Here is a 22,323-nt window from a genome sequence, read left to right on the forward strand (position 1 = left end):
GACCTTTCAACTCCCAAAATCCGGCTTTCTTCAGATTCCACCTCACGATGGACACCCTTGCCTTTGGCTAGCCCTTCCCGCTACCGGGCGGACTCGGGACTTTCACCCTATAGAACGTGCGCTCACCGGGCGCACATAAATTTCCCGCTCCGGAGCGGTGCATGTGCACTGCCCCGGAGCGGGATTTTTTGTCGGTCCTGCATTGCGGTTTTTTCGTCGAAATCCGGCACTGCCGCGGAAGAAATTCTGCATTTCGTGTCATCTCTTGTTGAAATTCCGAGGAAAATTTCGCAGAGTATGCCACTCTACGAGAATGCTGCCAAGTTTTTTAACGCAAATATTATAAAACGATGAACTCAATAAATCAATACAAAGCCGCTCTTTTTGGCAATTTTCACCAAAAAGCGAACTGATTTTAGACTTATAACAGGTTATTCCTTGCGCAGCGCCATACTCCGCTGCCGAAGACGGAGCCGGGTCGGGCACAGGGAAGCGACTTTCGGATCCGTTAAAATAGAAGTACCCGCAAGGGAAAACGAATCTTTGATCGGAGGAAGCAACATGATCAACTGCGAATGGATCCGCAAGCAGAAGAAGGAACAGTCGGCCCACGGGAGCAGTCCCGGCCCGAAATGCAAGCCGAACGTGAGGCTCCGGGTAAGATGCGCCAATACGCAGCAGCCCTGCTTTTCTGCGCTGTGCGATGCCTGGCTCCTGCAGAAGCGAGACAAAATTCGGGAATCAAGCTACATCAAATACCGGGCGATCCTGGAGCGGCATATCAAGCCGCGGCTGGGCAGCCGCAGATTGGGCGGCATCTGCACCGCGTCGGTCGATGCCTTCACGCGGGAACTGCTTGAAACGGACGGGCTGTCTGTCAAGACCGTGCATGACATCCTGTCGGTCCTGCACAGTGTTCTGAAGGATACGGAGGCACGGCGGCCGGCTGGCGCTCTGGCGGTCCAGATCCGTTATCCGAAGGGCAAGCGCCGGGAGATGCGCGTGCTGACCATCCGTCATCACGGATACCCAGCTGCTCGAGGTCGTCATCACCTCGACGGACCCGGCCTTTGCCTGCCGGGTCGCAGGGGCCTTCGCCAAGGTCGCGCCGACCGAGATCGTCCGCATCACGAAGGCCGGCGGCGTCGAGATCGTCGACCAGCCGGAGATACCGACGGACAAGGCCTCCCCGCGCACCGTCTTCGATACCGCGATCGGCGTGATCATCGGTGTGATGGTGGCCGCCGTCATCGTGATCCTGCGGACGCTCGCCGATACGACGATCTATCTGCCGGAGGATATTGAGAACATGGTCGGCATCACGGTGCTCGGGCAGATCCCGGACATCAATTCCGCCGATGACAACTACGCTTACTGGACCGTAACGGAAGAAGGTGCCGCTAAAAATGAAAAAGAGTAATAATAAAGCAGCAGCTGAAGCTATCACGGTCAATCGCCGCAGGCTTCTGAATAACGACGCCCCCTTCGCCATGAAGGAGGCCTATGTCAAGCTTCGCACCAGCCTGATGTTCTGCATGACGGCGGACAAGGCGCGGCCCTGCAAGACCTTCGCCGTCACGAGTGCGAAGCCCTCCGAGGGCAAGAGCCTGACCGCTGCGAATATCGCCATCAGCTATGCCATGCTCGGCAAGCGCGTCCTGCTGGTCGATGCCGATATGCGCAAGCCGACGCAGCGCCGCCTCTGGAAGATCGAGCTTTCCACGGGCCTGTGCGACTACCTCGCCAAGATCTGGCAGCTCGAGCTGGCGAAGGTCACGGAGCTGCCCCTCTGGATCGTCTGCACCGGCACGATCCCGCCGAACCCGTCCGAGCTGCTGTCCTCCGACCGCATGAAGGGTTTCGTGGAGAGCTGCGCGGACTACTATGACTACGTTATCATCGACACGCCCCCGATCAACACAGTTGCCGACGCACAGATCATTTCGACCTTTGTCGACGGCGTCGTGCTCGTGGCACGCTCCGGCAATACGACTGCGGACGAGCTGAATGCCGCGACTGCCGCTGTACGCCGCGCGGGCGGGAATCTCTGCGGCGTCGTGCTGAACGGTCTGAACATGAAATCCGTGAAATACGCCAGCAAGTACAAATACGGTGATAAGTACGGCTACCGCTATTCCTACAGCGAGTCCTATGGCGCAAAGTAACCCCGTGATCGACCTGACGCTCGACTACCACGCGCATATCCTGCCCCGCTGCGACCACGGCAGCGACGGCGTGGAGACGTCCCTGCGGCAGCTCGCCATGGCCGCCGAGGCCGGGATCCGGACTGTGTGCGCCACGCCGCACTTCTACCCGCACCGCGAGAACGCCGCCGCCTTTCTGGAGCGCAGAGCGCGATGCGCCGCGGCGCTGCCGCGCAGGCCGGAGCTTCCGCGCATCCTGCTGGGGGCCGAGGTCCTGATCTGCGACGGCATGGAGCGGCTTGATGACCTTCCCCGCCTGTGTCTGGAGGGGACGAACGAGCTGCTGCTGGAAATGCCGTTTTACGCGTGGCCGTCCTCCCTGTGGGCTACGCTGTTCGCCCTGTGTGAGCGGCAGGACATCCACATCGTTCTGGCCCATGCGGACCGATACCCGAAGGAAAATATCGAAAGGCTGATCCGGGAGGGCATCCCGCTTCAGCTCAATGCCGTCTGCCTGACGAAGCCGATCAAACGCAGACGATATCTGGAATGGATCCAAAACGGCTATGTCAAATACCTCGGGAGCGATATCCATATGCTTGGAGACGGCTACCGGGATTGGAAGAAATGCAAAACGCTTTTGGAAAAGAAGCTACGCTGAGAGAAGGAACGCCCATTGCACGCCACAGAAACATCGCTGCCGCTCGTTTCAATCATCATGCCTGCCTTTAACGGAGAACCCTATATCGGCGCTGCCATTCGCTCCGTTCTCGCGCAGAGCTATGCGCGCTGGGAGCTGCTGATCCTTGACGACGGCTCTGCCGACCGAACGGCGGAGATCGCAGAGGCCTTTGAAAAATCCGATCCCCGGATTCGCCTATTCCGCAATCCAAAGAACCTGGGCGCGGCGCAGACGCGCAACCGCGGCTTTGCTCTGACGCAGGGCGAATGGATCGCGCTGCTGGACTGCGACGATATATGGCATACAGACAAGCTGGAAAAGCAGCTTGCTCTTGCATCGCGCGGTGATATTCTCTACTGCTCCTATGCACTGATAGACGAGAGCGGCAAACACCTGTCCGATTTTCTCGTTCCGGAGTCGACGGACTACGAGGCCATGCTGCGGGAAAGTGTTTTAAGCTGCTCCACGGTGCTCCTGCGCCGTTCGATCCTCGCCGGGCAGCGCTTTCCGACGGAATACTACCATGAAGACTATGTATTCTGGCTCGGACTTCTGAAGGCCGGATATCGGGCGGTCGCCTGCACGGAGGTGCTGGCGGATTACCGTCTGGTAAAGGGCTCCCGCTCCAGCGACAAGCGAAATGCGGCAAAAAACCGCTGGCTGATCTATCGCAGGGTGGAAAAGCTGTCAATTTGGAAATCCGCAGCCGTTTTTGCAGTCTATGCCTGCCATGCGCTGCGGAAGCACAGGAGGGCACGATGAAGGTACTTCTGCTCTCCCACAACCCGGTCACGACCTATAACAACATGGGCAAGACGTTTCTGTCCCTTTTTTCCGCATTCCGCCCGGAGGAGCTTTGCCAGCTCTTCCTCTATCCCGCTGTCCCGGATACGGCCTGCTGCGGCAGCTATTATCGCTTCACGGATCGCGAAGCGCTGCACTCCATCTGGGACCGGCATGCCGTCGGTGGGGAGATCAGCCCTGATCCGGCGTGCCATGACAAATTCACCAGTGAAAAAGAGGAGCGAACTTATCGTTCGCCCCGCAGCCGCTCCGAGCCCATGCGTCTGGCCCGCGATCTCATCTGGCAGCTCAGCCGCTGGGATCATCCCGGCCTGAAGGCATGGCTCGACCGCGAAAGGCCCGACGTTCTTTTCGTCGCGCCCGGCAAGCAGGAGCTGCTGTACGACATTGCGCTGACCCTTGCGCGCGAGCGGCATATCCCGATCGTGAGCTATATCTGCGACGATTTCTATTTCCTGCAGGAGCAAAATGCCTTTTGGGCAAAGCTCCGGCAGAAGCGCCTGCGCCGCAAAATCGCGGCCCTGCTGCAGGAGACCGCCCTGACCGTGACGATCTGTCCCGAGCTTGCGGCGCGATACCATGAGAGCTTCGGCGCAGAGGTGACGGACGTGATGACCTGCCCGCCGTTTGCCGTTCATCCCTATACGGAGCCGGGCCGCGACGTTTTGCACCGCTGCCTGACCTACATGGGGAACCTCGGCTGCGGCCGCGGCCAGCCCCTGCTGGAGCTTGGGCAGACGCTGGACGCGCTGAACCGGCAGGAAGGGACCGATTTTACGCTGGAGATCTATACTGATCACAAATACCCGGAGCTGCTGGAGCGTCTGGCGGCCTGCCCGGCGATCCGCATGCACGGCTTTGTCACCGGGAAAGCATATCAGGCAGCCTTTGACGGCGCCGATGCCTTTGTCCATGTGGAGGCCTTTGACGAAGAGAACCGGGACCGCGTCCGCTATTCCGTCTCCACCAAGATCATCGAGAGCCTTGCCAGCGGCAGGCCCCTGCTGGCCTACGGGCCGGAGGATGTCGCCTCCATGGCCTATCTGCGCCGGAACGACTGCGCCGCGCTGGCCAGTTCCATGCAAGAGCTTCCCGCCATCACAAAGGCCGTTCTGACGCAGGAGCCATACCGTCGCGCCCTCGTCGAGCGAGCCGCGGCAGTTGCCAGACGCGAGGCCGATAACAGCGCGCGCCTGCATGCGCTGCTGGAGCGCGTGGCTGCGGAGGGAGTAAAATGAAAATTCTGCAGATCAACTGTGTCTATGGAACCGGGAGCACCGGCCGCCTGACGCAGGCGATCCACACCCGTCTGCTGGCAGAGGGGATCAAATCCGTTGTCTGCTGCGGCCGCGGCCCGCGCAGTACAGACCCGCACGTCCATAAGGTCTGCGGGGAGCTGTACGCCAAGGCGCAGCATGCCGAGGCCGATCTGACCGGGCTGGTTTACGGCGGCTGCGTGCTCTCGACCGCACGCTTGCTGCATATTCTCCGGCGGGAGGCGCCGGATATCGTCCACCTTCAGTGCATCAACGGCTATTTCGTCAATATTTTCCGTCTTGTCCGCTGGCTGAAACGGCACAGCGTTCCAACGCTGCTGACGCTCCACGCAGAGTTCCCCTATACCGCCAACTGCGGTATTGCGGCAGACTGCGAAAAGTGGCGCACCGGCTGCGGCAGCTGCCCGCAGCTGCGGGCGCAGACCGGCTCCCTGCTGTTTGACCGAACGGCCGCCGCATGGAAGCGGATGCGGGATGCATTCGCCGGGTTTTCCAACTGCACCGTCGTTTCCGTCTCGCCCTGGCTTCGGGGCCGGGCGGAGCAAGCGCCCGTTCTGGCCGGGCTGCACCATGTGACCATTGGAAACGGCGTAGAGACCGCGATATTCCATCCGGTGGCTGCAGTTGACCTGCGGCGAAGATACACATCCGCCAGACGCAGGCTCGTGCTCCATGTGACGGCGTCCTTCTCCCCCGAGCAGGGCAGCCTGAAGGGCGGCTGGTACGTTCTTGCACTTGCAAAGCGCATGCCGGACGTCACATTCGCCGTCGTAGGGAACCGCGATCCGCTGCAGAACGTGCCGGACAATGTGCTGGATATCGGCCGGTTGGAAGATCAGGCACTGCTCGCAGCGTGGTACAGCGCCGCGGACGCCGCACTGCTGACGAGCCGACGCGAGACCTTCTCGCTGGTAACTGCCGAAAGCCTCTGCTGCGGCACGCCGGTCGTCGGCTTCCGCGCAGGCGGGCCTGAGAGCATCGCGCCGCCATCCTGCTGCGAATTTGTGGAATATGGCGATCTGGACGCGCTGGAACATGCCCTGCGCAGCCGGTTGGAAGCCACACCGGACCGGGCGGCGATTGCCGCAGATGCCGCAGCACGGTTCAGTATGGAGAATATGTATCGTGCCTATAAGGCTGAGTATACGGCGCTTTCGTTAATGGTGGATAAATTGGAAAGCAAAGAGGTCAAACTGTGGAAAAGCAGAAAACACATCTGACAGAACACCAAACACTCCTGTTGGAGATGCTGCATGATTTTGACCAAGTCTGTCGAAATCATAACATACATTATCAGTTATTTGCCGGAACTGCACTTGGCGCTGTAAGACACGGGGGATTCATTCCGTGGGATGATGACATTGATGTTATTCTCATGCGCGATGAGTATGAACGCTTCTTCCGAGAAGCCGCAGGCGACTTTGACCCATCGGTCTATTATGTTCAAAGAGATAACAGCCCACATTGGCCGATGCAGTTTTCGAAGCTCCGGCGAAACGGAACTGCCTGCATAGAAAAATATCATCCGAAGGACAAATTAGTACACCAAGGCGTTTATATTGATATTTTCCCATGTGATAATCTGGCAAATAATGGCTTGATCCGAAGGCTTCAGTTTGCTGCATCTAAAGTTGTCATCGCCAAAGCGCTGTATGTCCGCGGCTATGAAACAAACAGCATTGCAAAGAAACTGTTTATGCAGTTTTGCCGCATAGTGCCGCGCCGTCCTCTTGAGGAATTCTGCATACGCAGGAAGGACGCAGGCACAGAAATGGTACATTCCTTTCTGGCAGCTTCCAAAAGCTATAAAAAGAACCTTTTGCCCCGGGAATGGCTCAACAACACAATGGAAATCCAATTTGAGGATTTCACGTTCCCGATCTCACGGCATTATGACGCTCTTTTGCGAAATTTATATGGAGATTACCATCGGATTCCCTCTCCAGAGGAGCGTAAATGTAAGGAACATGCCGCAATTCTGGACCTAGAGCATTCCTATACTGAATATCTGGACAAGCAAGCTACTATGTCAATCAAAATACATACAAAATGTATTCGATAAAGAAGCAGGAGGGTGATCGATGTAACATTTCGCTAAGTTTCGAAGGTACATGTATTCAAATTATTTCAGAGAGGGGTAAAACAACATGAGGAAAGCCATTTCTATACTGCTCGTATTCGTGATGTGTCTATCGCTTCTCCCGGCGAATGCCATCGCAAAAGATAGCAGTAGAACCGAGCAGCCCTTGAGTACCGAATTGAATAAGGGCAGCGAAATTCCCGGTACCGCTTACCACGTTATTTCCAAGAAAAACTACTCCATCGCGCCGGATATTTCCGAGTCCGTGATTATCACGAACAACGACGCGGGCAACTCCCAGACCGTTGCCAACGTCATGCAGGTCAACCCGAATGAGGGACGGGCGAAAATTGTAGCCGGTTACGGCAACCGCAACCCGAAGGAGCTTGGCTGGACGCTGAAGACCACGACCGAGCAGGCGCACGTCTACGAAAGGGAGACGGGCCTGAACGTCGTCGGCGGCGTCAACGCCTCGTGGTTCAACATCAACACCGGCGAGCCCTCCGGCTATCTCGTGATGAACGGTGTCGTGCATCACGATAACTCCAGCCGCGCCTTCCTCGCCGCGTTTGACGACGGCTCCGTCAACGTCTTCCGCGAGGGCACGACCCTTGCGCAGGCCGAGGCCAGCCAGAGTGAAAAGCAGGGCAAGGCCGTTCAGATCGTCGAGGCGGTCGACGCGCTCGTCGCCATGGTCTGGGATGGCAAGGTCGTTGCCTCCCAGTCCGGCAACGGCGGCTATTACCCGCGCACCAGCGTCGGCGTCAAGGCCGACGGCACGGTCGTCCTGTTCCAGGCAGACGGCACCATGGCCCCCCGCTCCGTCGGCTACACCGCCGAGGAAGAGGCCCGCATGATGGTCGCGCTCGGCTGCGTGGCGGCCATCCAGCTCGACGAGGGCGGCTCCTCCACCTACCTCTCCCAGCGCGAGGGCGAGAGCGACCTGACCATGCGCAACACGCCCGCAGGCGGCAGCGAGCGCGTGGTCTCCGGCACGATTCTCGTCGTCTCCACCGTGGCTGCCTCCGGCGAGTTCGACCACGCCGCCGTCACGCCTGACGGCGAATACTACACGCCCGCTTCCACGGTCGAGCTATCAGCCAGCGCCATGGACTTTTCCGGCGCTCCTGCCAAGTCCCTCCCCGCGGACGCCGTCTTCACGGTCAGCGATGCGGCCATGGGCACCGTGAGCGAGACCGCCGTCAGCGGCAGCAGCGCTTCCGCCGTGTTCACCTCGTCCGGCAAGACCGGCGACGTGACGATCGACCTAGTCAGCGGCGGCAAGACGGTCGGTTCGACCATCTTGCATGTGCAGGAGCCGGACGCCCTCTCGTTTGCGTCGAGCGAAGTCAACCTCAACTATAACGACGTCAGCGACCTTGGCTTCCGGGCGACCTATCAATCCGAGCAGGTCCATCTCAAGGACGGCGACATCAACTGGGCCATCTCCGACCCGGATGCAGGTTCGTTTGCGAACAACCGGTTCGCCGTCACGAGCAACGTGAAATACTCCGGCAGCCCAACCGTCACCGCCACGCGCGGTGAGCTGAGCGCTTCCGTTACCGTGAATATCGGCATGGAGCCGACCATGATCCTCGACGGCGGCGATGAGGACCCGTGGGATTATTCCACCATCGGCACGACCGTCGAAAGCTTTGACGGCATGGCCTCCAATGCAGTCGCGACCTATCACTATGCCGGCCGCGGCGGTGTGGTCAAAGGCTCCATCGTCTCCGATACCGCCGAGGAATATGCCGACATCGTCCGCTTCGGTCATAAGGCCATCAAGCTGGAATATGACTGGACCGGTCTCACCGGTACCGATGGCGCCTGTCTCGGCCTTGGCGACAATCTCGCCATTGACGGCACACCGACAGCGCTTGGTGTCTGGGTCTATATCCCCGAGGGAGTCCCTGTCCCGTGGCTGCGTGCCCAGATCGCCACCAGTACAAATAATGGCCAAAGCTGGACGAACGCCTATGTCAATTTCAGCAATGGCAGCGCGGGCAGCGGCGAGGGGCTGAAGGCTGGCTGGCAGTATCTGGAGGCTGACCTGACCCAGTATGCAGGTGCCCTGATCCGCGCCAACAGCGGCATGCTGTTCCGTGCGATGGTCACAACCAGCGGCATCGGCTGGTACACCACCGACGGCGTCAAGCTCGACAAAGGCGACCTGAAGGGCTACATTCTTCTCGATAATTTCTGCGTCGTCTACGGCGCAAACAATCAGGACGTCACGGCTCCGGTCGTGACCTCCATCCAGCTCGTCAACGACGACGGCACCAAGACAGAGCTCGAGAACGGCATGACCCTCCACTCCGACAAGCTCCGCTTTTTCGTCACCTATAACGATAGTGAGGAGACCGATCCCTACGCCACCGGCGTGGAATCCGCCTACTTCTACTTCGACGGCACCTATCGCGGCAAGTACGATTGTGACATTCTCGGCAGCACCTCCGGCCTGATGCACTTCGGCAACGGCCTGCACTCCATCACGTTCTACCTGAAGGACGGCTACGGCAACGTAACCCGCGAGACCCGCTACTTCACCGTCGAAGCCGAAAAGCCGGACGTGCCGAACATTGCGCTGAACACGCTGGGTGTTCCCACCGTCGGCAAGACGTGGCAGCTGGCGCTGGAGAGCGATGATCCCGCTTCCGTCACATCCCTGACAGCAGCCATCTCCGTCACGCGCAGCTATCCCGTTGCGAACGTCACCTTCCCCGAGGGCGTGACGGGCAGCTGGAGCTACGATCCCTCCAAGGGCGTCGTCTCCGTGGAGATCACCACCATTGACCACGCGAAGTATACGGCCGGTGCGCTGGCCACGGTCGACATTCCCATCCCCACCTCCGTCACAGAGGGCAGCAGCATCAACGTGCAGGTCACGAAGGGCTCCTACGGCTGCAAGCAGACGGAGAACCTCGATATCAGCGACCTGAACCAATATGCGACCGGCTTCACCACGCCCGTCGCGAATTATCCGATCGAGGCCATGTACCGCATCACGGCGGAGACCGCCGTGGCAGGCAGCAAGGCCACCGCGACCGTGACCGTCGTGCGCGACGGCGCTGCGGCAGTCGGCGTCAACGTCTATGCCAATGACGTCCTGCAGGGTCAGACCGACGAGAACGGCCGGATCGACATCTCCGGCCTGACGGCAAGCGAGGGCAGCGTGAACCTGCGCGCCGAGGACGCCGAGGGCAACTGCTCCTATCAGATCACCCTGTTCAGCTACAACGCCGTGGGCGACGAGACCGGCGCACCCTACAATATCATCTACGCCCTCTCCCCTGCCGCAGACGGCAAGACCATCACCTGGATGAGCGACCCGCGCCACAGCGCCGCTGCCGCCGTAGCAGAGCTTTCCACCAGCGCAGATCTGAGCGAAGCCACGCAGATCGAGGGCACGAGCCGCCTGATCTCCTACTCCGGCAGCAAGCAGATCAACCGCGTGAATGGCGTGACGCTGAGCGGCCTCACCGCAGGCGCGACGTATTACTACCGCGTCGGCGACGGCACGGTCTGGTCCGCCATCCGCAGCTTCACCGTCCCGGCAGCTGGGAAGCAGACCCGCTTCTTCCTGCTGGCGGACATTCAGGAGGAGGCCGCCCTTGAGGGCATGGTCCGCATCGCCGATCATCTGGCCGGGCAGTATCCCTTCGGCGTTCAGCTCGGCGACGCTGTGGACAATGTCCGCTACTACAACCAGTGGGACGACGCCCTGAAGCTCTTCACGCTCGACGGCATCCGCGACACCGATGTACTCCACGTCATCGGCAACCACGAGGCAGACGACAGCGGCAACGGCGCCATCGCTGCCAGGAGCGTGTTCGGCGTTCCCGCCGCCTGGTACTCCGTGGAGCGGGGCGACGTGTACATCGCCGTGCTGAACCACACCTCCGACAAGGACACCCTGCAGCAGTTCGCACAGTGGCTCATCGAGGACGCTGCGAAGACGAGCTGCACCTGGAAGGTGCTAGTCACGCACGTCCCCGCCTACTATACCAACCCCACCGGCGGCGGCGAGATCTATCAGCAGTATCTGCCTGCAGCCTGCGACGCAGCCGGGATCGACTTCTACTTCTCCGGCAATGACCACAGCTACGCCCGCACCGCTCCCTTGACGGCCGGTCAGGTGGATGAGAAGGGCACCGTGTACTACATCTGCGGCTCCACCGGCGGTAAGTCCTACTCCATCGTGGATAATAAGGACTTCCACTTCGAAAAGGCCACGCTCGACTTCGAGAGCATCTATGTCGACGTCACCGCCGACCGCTTCCAGGCTACCGTTACAGCGTATAATGTGGCAGAGGACGGAAGTAAGACCGTGCTGGATCAGTACAGTAAAAGGAAGACCCCGCTGTGCGAGAATGATGAACACACATACGATTACGACAGCGACACGGATATCCTTTCCTGTGAGGTCTGCGGCTACGAGACCGGCGCGAAGCAAAGCGCCTACCCCGGCTGGGCGAAGGATACGAAGACGGGAAGAATGCGCTATTTCATCGGCGGCAGCCCGGTCACGGGTGCTTTGGTCCTCCCGGATGGCACCTACTCGTTCGATCAGGACGCTCTTGCCTATCAGGGCACTTATGAGCTCAATGGTGAGCAGTGCGAATTTGACAGCGGCCGCTTTGTCCGCTGCACAACGGCAGATGTTGTCGACGCTGGTCTGTGCGGTCAGACAGTCTACTATGTCTTCTACCGCGACGGTAGGTTTGCAGTTGGTGGTTCCGGTGCCATGAATGACTATGAGTTCCGCGGTGTGACCCCGATCCGCAAGCATAACGGTCAGATCAAGCAGATCATCATTGGCAAGGATATCACCTATATCGGTAAGTTCAATTTCAATTGGTGCAGCAAGTTGCATAGCGTGACCTTCGAAGAGGAAACCAAGCTGGAGCGCATCGGCTGGGGTGCCTTTGGCTACAGTAGCCTGCCCTCCATCACCATTCCCGATTCTGTTACGCAGATCGACGGCTATGCGTTCTACTATTGCTCCAAGCTGACCGATGTTACAATCAACGAGGCCAGCAAACTGGCAGTGCTCGGGGAGTATGTCTTCAAAGCCGATACCCGGATCACAAGTCTTTACATCCCCGATGGGGTTGTGAAGATCGGCACTGATATCTTCCGTGATGCGCACGACACCGTAACGCTTTCCGTTGCCGCAAACTCTTACGCACAGAGCTACGCCGAGAAATACGGTCTGGCTTATGTTGCCAGACCTGTTCCCGCAGTGATCATCGCCAGCGGCAGCTGCGGCGACAACGCAGCCTGGGAGCTGGACAACGAGGGGACACTCAAGATCACCGGCAGCGGCCCCATGGCGGACAACAGCACAAACCACACGCCGTGGGAAGCCTATAAGCACCAGATCCGTCATGTCGTCATCGGCAGGGATATCACAGCCATCGGCAAGTTCAACTTCTTCTGGTGCAGCAAGTTGGAGACCGTGACCTTCGAAGAGGGCTCGCAGCTTGACCGCATCGGCTGGGGCGCCTTCGGCTACAGCAGCCTGCCTGCTATCACGATTCCTGACTCTGTTACCCGGATTGACGGCTATGCGTTCTACTATTGCTCCAAGCTGACCGATGTTGCGATCAGTGAGAACAGCAAGCTGGCAAGCCTCGGCGAGTACGCATTTAAGGCAGACGGCAAAATGACCTACCTGTACATTCCTGACGGCGTTACAAAGATCGGCACCGCGATCTTCAAGGATGTCAGCGGCGTAACGCTCTCCGTGGCCGAGAATTCCTATGCACAGGCCTATGCGGAAAAGTACGGCATCGCCTATACCGCCCGCCCCGTCCCCGCGGCCATCATTGCCAGCGGCAGCTGCGGCGACAACGCAGCTTGGGAGCTGGACAACGAGGGAACGCTCAAGATCACCGGCAGCGGCCCCATGGCTGACAACGGCACGAACCATTCTCCATGGGAAGCGTATAAGCATCAGATCAGGCAGGTCGTTGTCGGCAAGGATATCACGGCCATTGGCAAGTTCAACTTCTTCTGGTGCAGCAAGCTGCAGGCCGTGACCTTTGAAGAAGACTCGCAGCTCGAGCGCATCGGCTGGGGCGCCTTCGGCTACAGCAGCCTGCAGACGATCGCCATTCCCGACAGTGTCACCCGGATCGACGGCTATGCGTTCTATTACTGCTCTAAGCTGAGTGACGTGACGATCGGCGAAAACAGCCGCCTTGCAAGCATGGGCGAATATGTTTTCAAGGCTGATACGAGCCTGCACAGCCTCTATATTCCCGACAGCACAGTCCAGATCGGCGCTAACATCTTCCTCGACGCTGTCGCCAATGTGACACTGTCCGTCGGTGAGAACTCCTATGCGCAGGCCTATGCAGAAAAGTTCGGCATTGCCTATGTTGCCCGTCCCGTTCCCGTGCGGATCGTCGCCAGCGGAAGCTGCGGCGAGAATGCACTTTGGGAGCTGGATTCCGAAGGCATTCTGAAAATCAGCGGCAGCGGTCCCATGGCTGACAACGAGACAAACCACGCCCCATGGGAAGCCTGCAAGCAGCAGATCAAGCAGGTTGTCATCGGCAAAGATATTACCTATATTGGCAAGTTTAACTTCTTCTGGTGCAGCAAGCTGGAAACTGTGACCTTTGAAGCGGACTCGAAGCTCGAGCGCATCGGCTGGGGTGCCTTTGGCTACAGCAGCCTCGAGACGATCACCATTCCCGACAGCGTCACCAGACTGGATGGCTATGCCTTCTATTACTGCGCAAAGCTGACCGATGTGGAGATCAGCGAAAAGAGTTCTCTCACCAGCATGGGTGAATATGTGTTCAAGGCCGATACCATGATGTCCAGCTTGTATATTCCGGATGGCGTAACAGCCATGGGCAAGAACATTTTCCTTGACGCTGCGGAGGTAACGCTCTCTGTCGCGGCCGGCTCCTATGCGCAGGCCTATGCAGAAATGTATGGCATCGCCTATACGCTCCGCGGCGAAGCGGATGCGCAGGCCATTGCCGAATTCTCAGGCGAGATCGATATGTCGCCCATTGAGGATGAGTTGGCTGTGTTCGAGGAAGCATTTCTGGAACAGAACGAACGCTGAATAAACAATCGCCACAGGGGCCTTGCGCCCCTGTGGCAATCAAACTTGTGAGGATCCATATGCAAAAATTTGACTTCAAGCCTTTGATTCTGAAAATTCTATACAGCTTTGCAGGGGCAATCGTGTGTCTGCAGGTCATACATATGGATCGCGCTGTCAGTTTCTGCTTCTATGCCACCTTTTATCTAACGCTGATATTCTGGATTACATGCGCATTGCAAAGGATGGAGCGACTCGAATTCTGGATGCTTGCCGGAATACTCATTGCATTTGTCAGTGTTCTGATCAATGCCGCCCTCAGCAGTTCAGTGATCACGATGCAATACCTTAAAAAACTGTTATCATTTTTTAGTACTATACTCTTTTTTTCAGCTGCCTATAAATCAGTACCAAATGCCTCTGTCCGCCGTTGGATCTACGGCATTCTGGATCTCGTATCTGCCTATCTGATCGTCGCCTACTTTTATCAGGGCCAGCGAGCCTATCTGTTCCATGGCGTTGTTTCAAACTATCTGACCTTTGGCTTTACCAATCCGAATTTGACCGGATTGTTTCTTGCGGGAATGATCATGCTGGAAATGAATCGTCTTCCCGCACTGACGCGCTCGTGGCAGCGCATTCCGGCATGGGCAGAAGTCTGCTTTCTGCTGTTCTTTCTCTGGAAAACGAAAGCTCGGAATGCTCTGCTTTCCGTTATTCTGTATCTGGTTGTTTTCTTTGTTCTGTCCCTGCGTAAAGCTGATCAGCTCCGTTTGGGGAAAACCTTCTCCAAAATTGCAGCCGTATGGCCGCTTCTCTTTGCCGGAGCATATATTCTGTTTTTACAGCTGCCCGGCGTGATCAGCCTGTTTTCATTTTTGGAATCTGCCGGTAAGGACCTCACATCGCGCATGGAGATATGGCTGCGTGCATTGCGTCTCTGGCTCTCCTCCCCCATCTTCGGTGCCTACGCGCAGGCGAGCGGTGGTTTGGGGAGCAGCCAGTTCCATAACACACACATCGATATTCTGGTATCCTACGGACCGATCGTTTTGTGTATTGTCTGTTTTGCACTGTATTCCCTGATCTATATGAGTGGAAAACGTCAATCCCGGCAGCAGTTTCTTTTTACGATCGGCTTCACCTGTGAGATCATCCTGGGTGTCGGCGAGGCAGCGATTTTTTCCGGCGGATTGGGCGTGTATCTGTACGCCGGTACCTTCCTGCTGCTCCGAAACCTTTGTCAGCCGGAGGCCGGCATGGAGGCTGCACCATGAACCTCATTTTTCTCTCCAATTTCTATAACCATCATCAGGGGCCGCTATGCCGTGCACTGGCTGCGCAAAGCGGCATCTCGTTCCGGTTTCTGGCCAGTGGATCGATCTCACTGGAGCGGCGCGCGATGTGGGGCGAGATCAGGGATCTTCCGGATTTTGTTGTCACGCCGCGTACCCCGGCAGAATGGGTCGTGGCCTCCCGCGAGATTTTGGAGGCAGATGCCGTAATTGTTGGCTCTGCGCCGCAAATTCTGCTGCGGGAACGCCTGCGGGAGGGAAAGCTGATCCTGCGATATCAGGAGCGCCCTCTGAAAAACGGCTTGGAGCCGCTGAAATTTCTGCCGCGGATGGTGAAATGGCAACGTTGGAATCCCTCTTATAAGCCGGTGTATCTTCTATGTGCCAGTGCTTATGCCGCCGATGATTATGCGAAAATGGGATTGTTCCGTGGGAAGGCCTATAAATGGGGATATTTTCCTGCAGTACTTTCCTATGATACGGAAGCGCTGCTCTCACAAAAAGAGCCGAGCAGTATATTCTGGGCGGGCCGCTTGCTGGATTTGAAGCATCCGGATGATGCGATCCGGCTTGCGGCTCGGCTGCGGGATGCAGGCTATTCGTTTTCTCTGCGTATAGCGGGAAGCGGGACATTGGAACCGAAGCTGCGTGGAATGATCGCACAATATGCTTTGGAATCTCAGGTCTGCCTTCTGGGCAGCCTGTCACCGGAGCAGGTGCGCCGGGAAATGGAACGCAGCGCAATATTTCTGTTTACTTCGGATCGCCACGAAGGCTGGGGCGCTGTGTTGAACGAGGCCATGAACAGCGGCTGCGCAGTCGTTGCCAGTGACGCAGCCGGCTCGACGCCCTATTTGGTCGAGAATAGCGTAAATGGCTGTGTCTATCGCGCTGAGAATAGGAATGAACTATACGAAAATGTCGTACGGTTGTTGGAGCAGCCATCTACACGGGAAGCAATGGGCAAACATGCCTATGAGACCATCACAAACACCTGGAATGCGCAAGAAGCCGCCCGTCGGCTGGTCGATTTGATCCGGGCCATTTCAGAGGGGGTTCCGTCCCCCGAACTCTATTTGGAAGGGCCGTGCAGCCGCGCTTAGCCACTGCTGGCATATATCGCAAATATGAAAGTATCTTTTTTCAGCCGACGTGCCGCCAAAAACGCGGGCTGGCTGGTCGCAGGTAGAATCCTGCACATGGCACTGGCCTTTCTGGTCAATCTGCTCACTGCACGCTATCTGGGGCCGAGTAACTATGGTCTGGTCAACTATGCCGCCCTGTATACCGCCTTTTTCACATCCTTTGCCACTCTGGGGTTGAGTTCACTCCTTTTGAAGGACTTTATGGATGACCCGGAGGGTACCGGAACTACAGTTGGAACGGCGATCGCAATGCGGCTGCTGTCCAGTACGCTGTCTGCGGTCAGCATTCTGGCCATAGTGGCCGCTGTGGACCGTGGAGAGCGCTTGACCATGACCGTGGTAGCGCTTTACAGCATGTCCCTGATCTTTCAGGCGTTTGATACCATTCAGTACTGGTTTCAAAGTCGGCTGGAGTCCAAATACGCAACGATTGCCACATCGGTTGGGTATATCATCGTCTCTTTCTACAAAGTACTCCTTCTGGTTTTGGGCAAGGACGTTCGCTGGTTTGCCATCTCCAACACAATCGATTATGCTGTGGCAGCCATTGTATTTCTGGGGCTGTACAAGTGGCGCGGCGGTCCCCGCCTGCATATTTCGCCTGCAAAGGGGCGCGCCCTTTTGCGCCAGAGCGGGAGCTTTATTCTCTGCGGCCTCATGGTGTCCGTCTATAACTGTACAGACCGCTTTATGCTCAAGCATCTGCTGGATGAGGCCTCCGTTGGCTACTACGCCACGGCTACCAGTCTGGCTACCGTATGGACCTTCGTCCTGTCGGCTATCATTGATTCGATCACGCCCGGTATCATGCAGGCCCATCGGACGGATCAAGCGCAGTTCGTCCGGCATAACCGGCAGCTGTATGCCCTTGTTTTCTATTTTTCTGTTGCCGTCTCCGCCGTGATCACGCTGCTTGCACGACCGGCTGTCAGCCTGCTCTATGGGGAAGCGTACCTTCCGGCTGTCAGGCCGATGCAGGTCATTACATGGTACACCGCATTCTCTTATCTGGGCGTGGCCCGCGGCGCGTGGGTGGTATGCGAAGGAAAGCAAAAGTACCTGACACCGCTTTATATCGGCTCCGCGTTGGTGAATGTGGCTCTGAATTTTCTGCTGATCCCCTGCTGGGGCGCAACAGGTGCTGCCGTTGCCTCCCTGCTGACGCAAATATCTACAACGTTCGTATTTCCGCTTCTCCTACGTCCGCTGCGTCCCAATGGGCTGCTGATGTGTCAGGCAGTCCTGCTGCGTGATGTGTTTCCAAAGCGAAAGAAAACCGATAATTCGCAGAGAAAGGCATGCTGATTATGTCAAGATTTGAAAACAAAGTCCTCCTCATCACGGGCGGGACCGGCTCCTTCGGTCACGCGGTTCTGGACCGCTTTCTGACCACGGACATCCGCGAGATTCGTATCCTCTCCCGCGACGAGAAAAAGCAGGACGACATGCGCCACGCCTATCAGCTGGCCTGTCCCGCCTGCGCGGAGAAAATCAAATTCTACATCGGCGATGTGCGGGACTACCGCTCCATCGCCCCAGCCTTCCGGGGCGTGGACTATGTGTTCCACGCCGCCGCCCTCAAGCAGGTGCCCTCCTGCGAATTTTTTCCCATGGAGGCCGTCAAGACCAATGTGATCGGCTCCAACAACGTCATTGATGCCTGCGTGGAAAACCGGGTCAAGAAGGCGATCTTTCTCTCCACCGACAAGGCCGCCTATCCCATCAACGCCATGGGCATGTCTAAAGCTATGATGGAAAAGAACGTCATCGCCCGGTCGAAGCAGATGCTGGCAGACGATCCCGTACTTTGCCTGACGCGCTATGGTAATGTCATGGCCTCCCGCGGCTCAGTCATTCCCTTGTTCTGCGACCAGATCGACGAGGGAAAACCGCTGACCGTCACGAATCCCAATATGACCCGCTTCATGATGACGCTCAGCGACGCCGTCGATCTTGTCCTTTACGCCTTCGAGCACGGCGAGCAGGGCGACCTGTTCGTGCAGAAGGCACCCGCCGCGACCATTGAAACACTGGCACAGGCCATTCTGGAGATGAAGCACTCCGACCTCGGCGTACAGACCATCGGCACGCGCCACGGCGAGAAGCTCTTTGAGGTACTCGTGACCTCGGAGGAAATGCTGCGGGCGGAGGACCTGCCAGGTTTCTTCCGTATCCACGCCGACAGCCGCGACCTGAACTACGACAACTATTTCTCCAAAGGAAGCGCGGAGCTGTCTCAGATCGAACCGTACACCTCCCATAACACCCAGCGGCTGGACCTGGACGGTATGAAGCGCCTGCTGCAGAAGCTGAAGCTCTTTGGAGGAAATTGCTGATGAACATTCTTGTCACCGGCGCGCGCGGCTTTGTGGGAAAAAACCTCGTCGCGGCGCTCCAAAACATCCGCGACGGCAAGGAACGCACGCACCCGGAGCTGGATATCCGGGAAATCTTCGAATATGACACGGACGGCTCACCGGAGCAACTTGCTGATTATGCGAAATCTGCGGATTTCGTATTCCATTTAGCAGGGGTAAATCGCCCAAAAACGGCGGAGGAATACCTCCCCGGCAATACCGGCTCTTTGGAAATACTGCTTGCCGCATTGCAAAACGCGGACAACCGCTGCCCCGTGATGCTGGCCAGTTCCGCCCAGGCCTCTCTCGTCTGGCGCTATGCGGGCAGCGAATACGGCAAGGCAAAGCTTGCCTGCGAAAAGCTGCTGCGGACCTATGCCGCCGAGACCGGTGCGGAGGCGCTGATTTACCGCTTCCCCAACGTGTTCGGCAAGTGGTGCCGCCCGAATTACAATTCCGCCGTGGCGACGTTCTGCCACAACATTGCAAACGATTTGCCAATCACGGTCAACGACCCCGCGACGGAGCTGGAGCTGGTCTACATTGACGACCTTGTCGCGGAGCTGCTGGCAGCGCTGTCCGGCCGGGCGCACCGCTGCGATTATGACGGCCTGACGCCGGTGCCCGGCGGAGATTTCTGCTATGTACCAGTGACGCACCGCGTAACGCTGGGCAAGATCGTCGAGCTGCTGCATTCCTTTCGGGAGCAGCCGGAGACGCTGCTGCTGCCGGAAATTCCGGAGGGCAGCTTTGAAAAGAAATTCTACAGCACCTATCTTTCTTACCTACCGCCGGAGAAAATTTCGTTTCCGCTCAAAATGAACGTCGATGTCCGCGGCAGCTTCACGGAGCTGCTGAAAACGCAGAGCTGCGGGCAGTTTTCCGTGAATATCACGAAGCCCGGCGTCACCAAGGGCCAGCACTGGCACCACAGCAAGTGGGAATTTTTCATTGTTGTGGCAGGGCACGGACTGATCCGCGAGCGGCGGCTGGACGCGGACGAGGTTCTGGAGTTTGCGGTCAGCGGCGAGAAAATCGAGGCCGTCCACATGCTGCCGGGCTACACCCACAGCATCACGAATCTCAGCAAGACCGATGATCTGGTGACGCTGATGTGGGCCAACGAGTGCTTCGCCCCGCAGCACCCGGACACGTTCTATGAGGAGGTCTGACATGGAAAAACTCAAGCTGATGACGATCCTCGGCACGAGGCCGGAGATCATCCGTCTGTCCGCTACGATCCAGTGCTGCGACCGCTATTTTCAGCAGATTCTCGTCCACACGGGGCAGAATTACGACTACGAGCTGAATCAGGTGTTCTTTGAGGATCTGGGGCTTCGTGCGCCGGACTATTACCTGAATGCCGCCGGTGCAAACCTCGGCGAGACGATCGGCACGATTATCGCCAAAAGCTACGCTCTCATGCAGAAGGTCAGGCCGGACGCCGTGCTGGTGCTGGGTGACACAAATTCCTGCCTGTCCGTCATTGCCGCCAAGCGGCTTCACATTCCGATCTTCCATATGGAGGCCGGGAACCGCTGCTTCGACGAATGCCTGCCGGAGGAAACCAACCGCCGCATTGTGGATGTGACCTCCGATGTGAACCTCTGCTATTCCGAGCATGCAAGGCGCTATCTGAACGCCGCAGGGGTTCCCAAGGAGCGTACCTTCGTGGTGGGCAGCCCCATGGCGGAGGTGCTGCATCAGAATCTGCCGCAGATCGAGGCCAGCGACATTCACGCCCGGCTCGGTTTGGAAAAAGGCAAGTACATTCTGCTCTCCGCCCACCGGGAGGAGAATATCGACACGGAGGAGAATTTCCGTTCCCTGTTCACAGCGGTAAACGCCATGGCGGCGCAATACGACCTGCCGGTGCTGTACTCCTGCCACCCGAGAAGCCGGAAACGATTGGAGGAAAGCGGATTCCAACTGGACAGGCGCGTCATTGCCCACAAGCCGCTGGGCTTCCACGATTACAACTGCCTGCAGATGAACGCTTTCTGCGTCGTGTCCGACAGCGGCACCCTGCCGGAAGAGTCGAGCTTTTATCTGTCCGTGGGCAAGCCTTTCCCGGCGGTGTGCATCCGCACCTCCACCGAGCGGCCGGAGGCACTGGACAAGGGCTGCTTTGTCCTCTCCGGCATCCATACGGAGCAGCTCTTGCAGTCCATTGACTTGGCAGTGCAGATGCAGCAAAACGGCGAATTCGGCACACCTGTCCCTGACTATACCGCCGAGAATGTGTCTGTGAAGGTCGCGCGGATCATCCAGAGCTATACCGGCATCGTGGATCGTTTTATTTGGAGAAAATAGTATTTCCGTCCGGCAGTCCGTCCGAGTATCCATCTCGGGCGGGCTATTTTTTGCTTTTTCCGCGCTGCAGCGATGTTTCTGGGATATCCACGCAAAAATTTTTTTGGCTGGGTAAGTTGAAATGTATCGGAAATGTATTGTTCCTGTACCTGCAAATGTATCTTTTTTGGTATCGGGAGGGGCAGGCCGGGGCTATCGAAATGCTGCATAATTACCCCCGGATTCTGCGCCGGAATGTGACAACTTCAGGACAGTTTTGTATATGTTTTCATGTCGATGAATAGCGTTCCCCATGGCATCACGGAAATGTATCTTTTTCCGCATTCAATCGTCTCATTCTCGCCTCGTGAAAATGCACATTTTTGTTTTAATTTTATCTACTATTTTGTTGAAATCGCAAAAATTATGCTTGAATAATCGGATTTTTAGTGGTATGATACAAACGTAAGTACAACATACCCCTTTTCCGGCTTTCAATCCTTTTAAGTAACAGGATGGATAAATATGAGTATTTCTTCTAAAAAACCGCTTTACTATCAGTTAAAGCAGACATTACTGAAATGGATCGAGGGCGGCGACTATCCGCCCGGTTCGATCCTGCCGTCCGAAAAGCAGCTACAGGACTCCTTCGGCATCAGCCGCACGACCGTGCGCATGGCGCTCAAGGAGCTGGAGCAGGAGGGCTTCCTCGTCCGTAGTCCCGGCAAGGGGACATTCGTCGCCAGCATGAAGATCGAAAGCGGCCCGCGGCGCATTCTCAGCTTCACACAGGAGATGCTGAACATGGGCCTTCAGGTCAGCAATCAGGTCGTCTCCCTCGAGAAGGAGCTGCCGGTGATCCGCACGGCGAACAAGCTGCAGATCCCCCAGGACCAGCCCGTCTGGCGGCTCGAGCGCATCCGCATGGCGGACTCCGTCCCCATCGCCACGGAGGTCAACTATATCCCGGCTGCGCTTGTGCCCAACATGGAGGCGCAGCTTGCGCAGAACCAGTCGTTTTATTCCTGCCTTGAGGAGGAATAGCCCTGCTCCGCATATTCCTTCACCTTTTGAATCGCCATCTGCGCACTCCTGCCCGGACGATAGCCGTAGCTTAAATCCGAGAACAACGGTTCGTAGATTGGGGTTAGCTGCTGTGCGATTGCCTGCTGGATGATGCG

General features: G+C 57.5%; 16 protein-coding genes and 1 pseudogene. 16 read left to right on the forward strand and 1 reads right to left on the reverse strand.

Annotation, left to right across the window (positions count from 1 at the left end):
- The first annotated feature begins 561 nt into the window (after positions 1-561).
- The 16 genes from ACMKFF_RS05680 (at position 562) to ACMKFF_RS05755 (ending at position 22,186) form a co-directional block, all read left to right on the forward strand.
- Entirely contained in the window at positions 562-1,305 is a 744-nt protein-coding gene (locus ACMKFF_RS05680) for a hypothetical protein (protein WP_419496331.1), read from the forward strand.
- Positions 1,220-1,420, forward strand: coding sequence for a hypothetical protein (locus ACMKFF_RS05685; protein WP_419496345.1), 201 nt, complete (start codon positions 1,220-1,222; stop codon positions 1,418-1,420). The genes ACMKFF_RS05680 and ACMKFF_RS05685 overlap by 86 nt, the downstream gene beginning before the upstream one ends.
- Positions 1,407-2,165, forward strand: coding sequence for a CpsD/CapB family tyrosine-protein kinase (locus ACMKFF_RS05690; RefSeq protein ID WP_419496332.1), 759 nt, complete (start codon positions 1,407-1,409; stop codon positions 2,163-2,165). Before ACMKFF_RS05685 ends, ACMKFF_RS05690 begins: the two co-directional genes overlap by 14 nt.
- Positions 2,152-2,805 (forward strand): CpsB/CapC family capsule biosynthesis tyrosine phosphatase, encoded by a 654-nt coding sequence (locus tag ACMKFF_RS05695; RefSeq protein WP_419496333.1) that lies wholly within the window; start codon positions 2,152-2,154, stop codon positions 2,803-2,805. Before ACMKFF_RS05690 ends, ACMKFF_RS05695 begins: the two co-directional genes overlap by 14 nt.
- Positions 2,806-2,820: 15 nt before the next feature.
- On the forward strand, positions 2,821-3,588 hold the full coding sequence (locus ACMKFF_RS05700) for a glycosyltransferase family 2 protein (RefSeq protein ID WP_419496334.1): 768 nt from the start codon (positions 2,821-2,823) through the stop codon (positions 3,586-3,588).
- Positions 3,585-4,868, forward strand: coding sequence for a glycosyltransferase family protein (locus ACMKFF_RS05705; protein ID WP_419496335.1), 1,284 nt, complete (start codon positions 3,585-3,587; stop codon positions 4,866-4,868). The genes ACMKFF_RS05700 and ACMKFF_RS05705 overlap by 4 nt, the downstream gene beginning before the upstream one ends.
- Positions 4,865-6,127 (forward strand): glycosyltransferase, encoded by a 1,263-nt coding sequence (locus ACMKFF_RS05710; RefSeq protein ID WP_419496336.1) that lies wholly within the window; start codon positions 4,865-4,867, stop codon positions 6,125-6,127. The genes ACMKFF_RS05705 and ACMKFF_RS05710 overlap by 4 nt, the downstream gene beginning before the upstream one ends.
- Complete coding sequence (locus ACMKFF_RS05715) at positions 6,103-6,969, forward strand: LicD family protein (RefSeq protein WP_419496337.1); 867 nt, start codon at positions 6,103-6,105, stop codon at positions 6,967-6,969. Before ACMKFF_RS05710 ends, ACMKFF_RS05715 begins: the two co-directional genes overlap by 25 nt.
- 196 nt (positions 6,970-7,165) lie before the next feature.
- On the forward strand, positions 7,166-14,074 hold the full coding sequence (locus tag ACMKFF_RS05720; protein WP_419496338.1) for a leucine-rich repeat protein: 6,909 nt from the start codon (positions 7,166-7,168) through the stop codon (positions 14,072-14,074).
- Between the two features lie 59 nt (positions 14,075-14,133).
- Complete coding sequence (locus ACMKFF_RS05725; RefSeq protein WP_419496339.1) at positions 14,134-15,330, forward strand: O-antigen ligase family protein; 1,197 nt, start codon at positions 14,134-14,136, stop codon at positions 15,328-15,330.
- Positions 15,327-16,451, forward strand: coding sequence for a glycosyltransferase family 4 protein (locus ACMKFF_RS05730; RefSeq protein WP_418487443.1), 1,125 nt, complete (start codon positions 15,327-15,329; stop codon positions 16,449-16,451). The genes ACMKFF_RS05725 and ACMKFF_RS05730 overlap by 4 nt, the downstream gene beginning before the upstream one ends.
- Positions 16,452-16,475: 24 nt before the next feature.
- Positions 16,476-17,798: a flippase gene (locus tag ACMKFF_RS05735; RefSeq protein WP_419496340.1), complete on the forward strand. Its 1,323-nt coding sequence runs from the start codon at positions 16,476-16,478 to the stop codon at positions 17,796-17,798.
- Positions 17,799-17,800: 2 nt separating this feature from the next.
- Positions 17,801-18,829: a polysaccharide biosynthesis protein gene (locus ACMKFF_RS05740; protein ID WP_419496341.1), complete on the forward strand. Its 1,029-nt coding sequence runs from the start codon at positions 17,801-17,803 to the stop codon at positions 18,827-18,829.
- Complete coding sequence (locus ACMKFF_RS05745) at positions 18,829-20,022, forward strand: NAD-dependent epimerase/dehydratase family protein (protein ID WP_419496342.1); 1,194 nt, start codon at positions 18,829-18,831, stop codon at positions 20,020-20,022. The genes ACMKFF_RS05740 and ACMKFF_RS05745 overlap by 1 nt, the downstream gene beginning before the upstream one ends.
- A 1-nt stretch (position 20,023) precedes the next feature.
- Positions 20,024-21,163, forward strand: coding sequence for a non-hydrolyzing UDP-N-acetylglucosamine 2-epimerase (gene wecB, locus ACMKFF_RS05750; RefSeq protein ID WP_419496343.1), 1,140 nt, complete (start codon positions 20,024-20,026; stop codon positions 21,161-21,163).
- A 504-nt stretch (positions 21,164-21,667) separates the two neighbouring features.
- Positions 21,668-22,186: a GntR family transcriptional regulator gene (locus tag ACMKFF_RS05755; protein ID WP_419496344.1), complete on the forward strand. Its 519-nt coding sequence runs from the start codon at positions 21,668-21,670 to the stop codon at positions 22,184-22,186.
- Here the strand turns inward: ACMKFF_RS05755 and ACMKFF_RS05760 are convergent.
- Positions 22,180-22,323: pseudogene (locus tag ACMKFF_RS05760) on the reverse strand (group II intron reverse transcriptase/maturase); the annotation flags it as partial. The gene ACMKFF_RS05755 and the pseudogene ACMKFF_RS05760 sit on opposite strands and share 7 nt — an antisense overlap.

This window comes from Faecousia sp. (genome assembly GCF_048519415.1).
Lineage (GTDB): Bacteria > Bacillota > Clostridia > Oscillospirales > Oscillospiraceae > JAZOXB01.

Bases quoted from the DNA above. Each gene is read 5' to 3' on its own strand.
- ACMKFF_RS05680 (WP_419496331.1), top strand. From the start codon at position 562: ATGATCAACTGCGAATGGATCCGCAAGCAGAAGAAGGAACAGTCGGCC.
- ACMKFF_RS05690 (WP_419496332.1), top strand. From the start codon at position 1,407: ATGAAAAAGAGTAATAATAAAGCAGCAGCTGAAGCTATCACGGTCAAT.
- ACMKFF_RS05695 (WP_419496333.1), top strand. From the start codon at position 2,152: ATGGCGCAAAGTAACCCCGTGATCGACCTGACGCTCGACTACCACGCG.
- ACMKFF_RS05705 (WP_419496335.1), top strand. From the start codon at position 3,585: ATGAAGGTACTTCTGCTCTCCCACAACCCGGTCACGACCTATAACAAC.
- ACMKFF_RS05710 (WP_419496336.1), top strand. From the start codon at position 4,865: ATGAAAATTCTGCAGATCAACTGTGTCTATGGAACCGGGAGCACCGGC.
- ACMKFF_RS05725 (WP_419496339.1), top strand. From the start codon at position 14,134: ATGCAAAAATTTGACTTCAAGCCTTTGATTCTGAAAATTCTATACAGC.
- ACMKFF_RS05730 (WP_418487443.1), top strand. From the start codon at position 15,327: ATGAACCTCATTTTTCTCTCCAATTTCTATAACCATCATCAGGGGCCG.
- ACMKFF_RS05735 (WP_419496340.1), top strand. From the start codon at position 16,476: ATGAAAGTATCTTTTTTCAGCCGACGTGCCGCCAAAAACGCGGGCTGG.
- ACMKFF_RS05740 (WP_419496341.1), top strand. From the start codon at position 17,801: ATGTCAAGATTTGAAAACAAAGTCCTCCTCATCACGGGCGGGACCGGC.
- ACMKFF_RS05745 (WP_419496342.1), top strand. From the start codon at position 18,829: ATGAACATTCTTGTCACCGGCGCGCGCGGCTTTGTGGGAAAAAACCTC.
- wecB (WP_419496343.1), top strand. From the start codon at position 20,024: ATGGAAAAACTCAAGCTGATGACGATCCTCGGCACGAGGCCGGAGATC.
- ACMKFF_RS05755 (WP_419496344.1), top strand. From the start codon at position 21,668: ATGAGTATTTCTTCTAAAAAACCGCTTTACTATCAGTTAAAGCAGACA.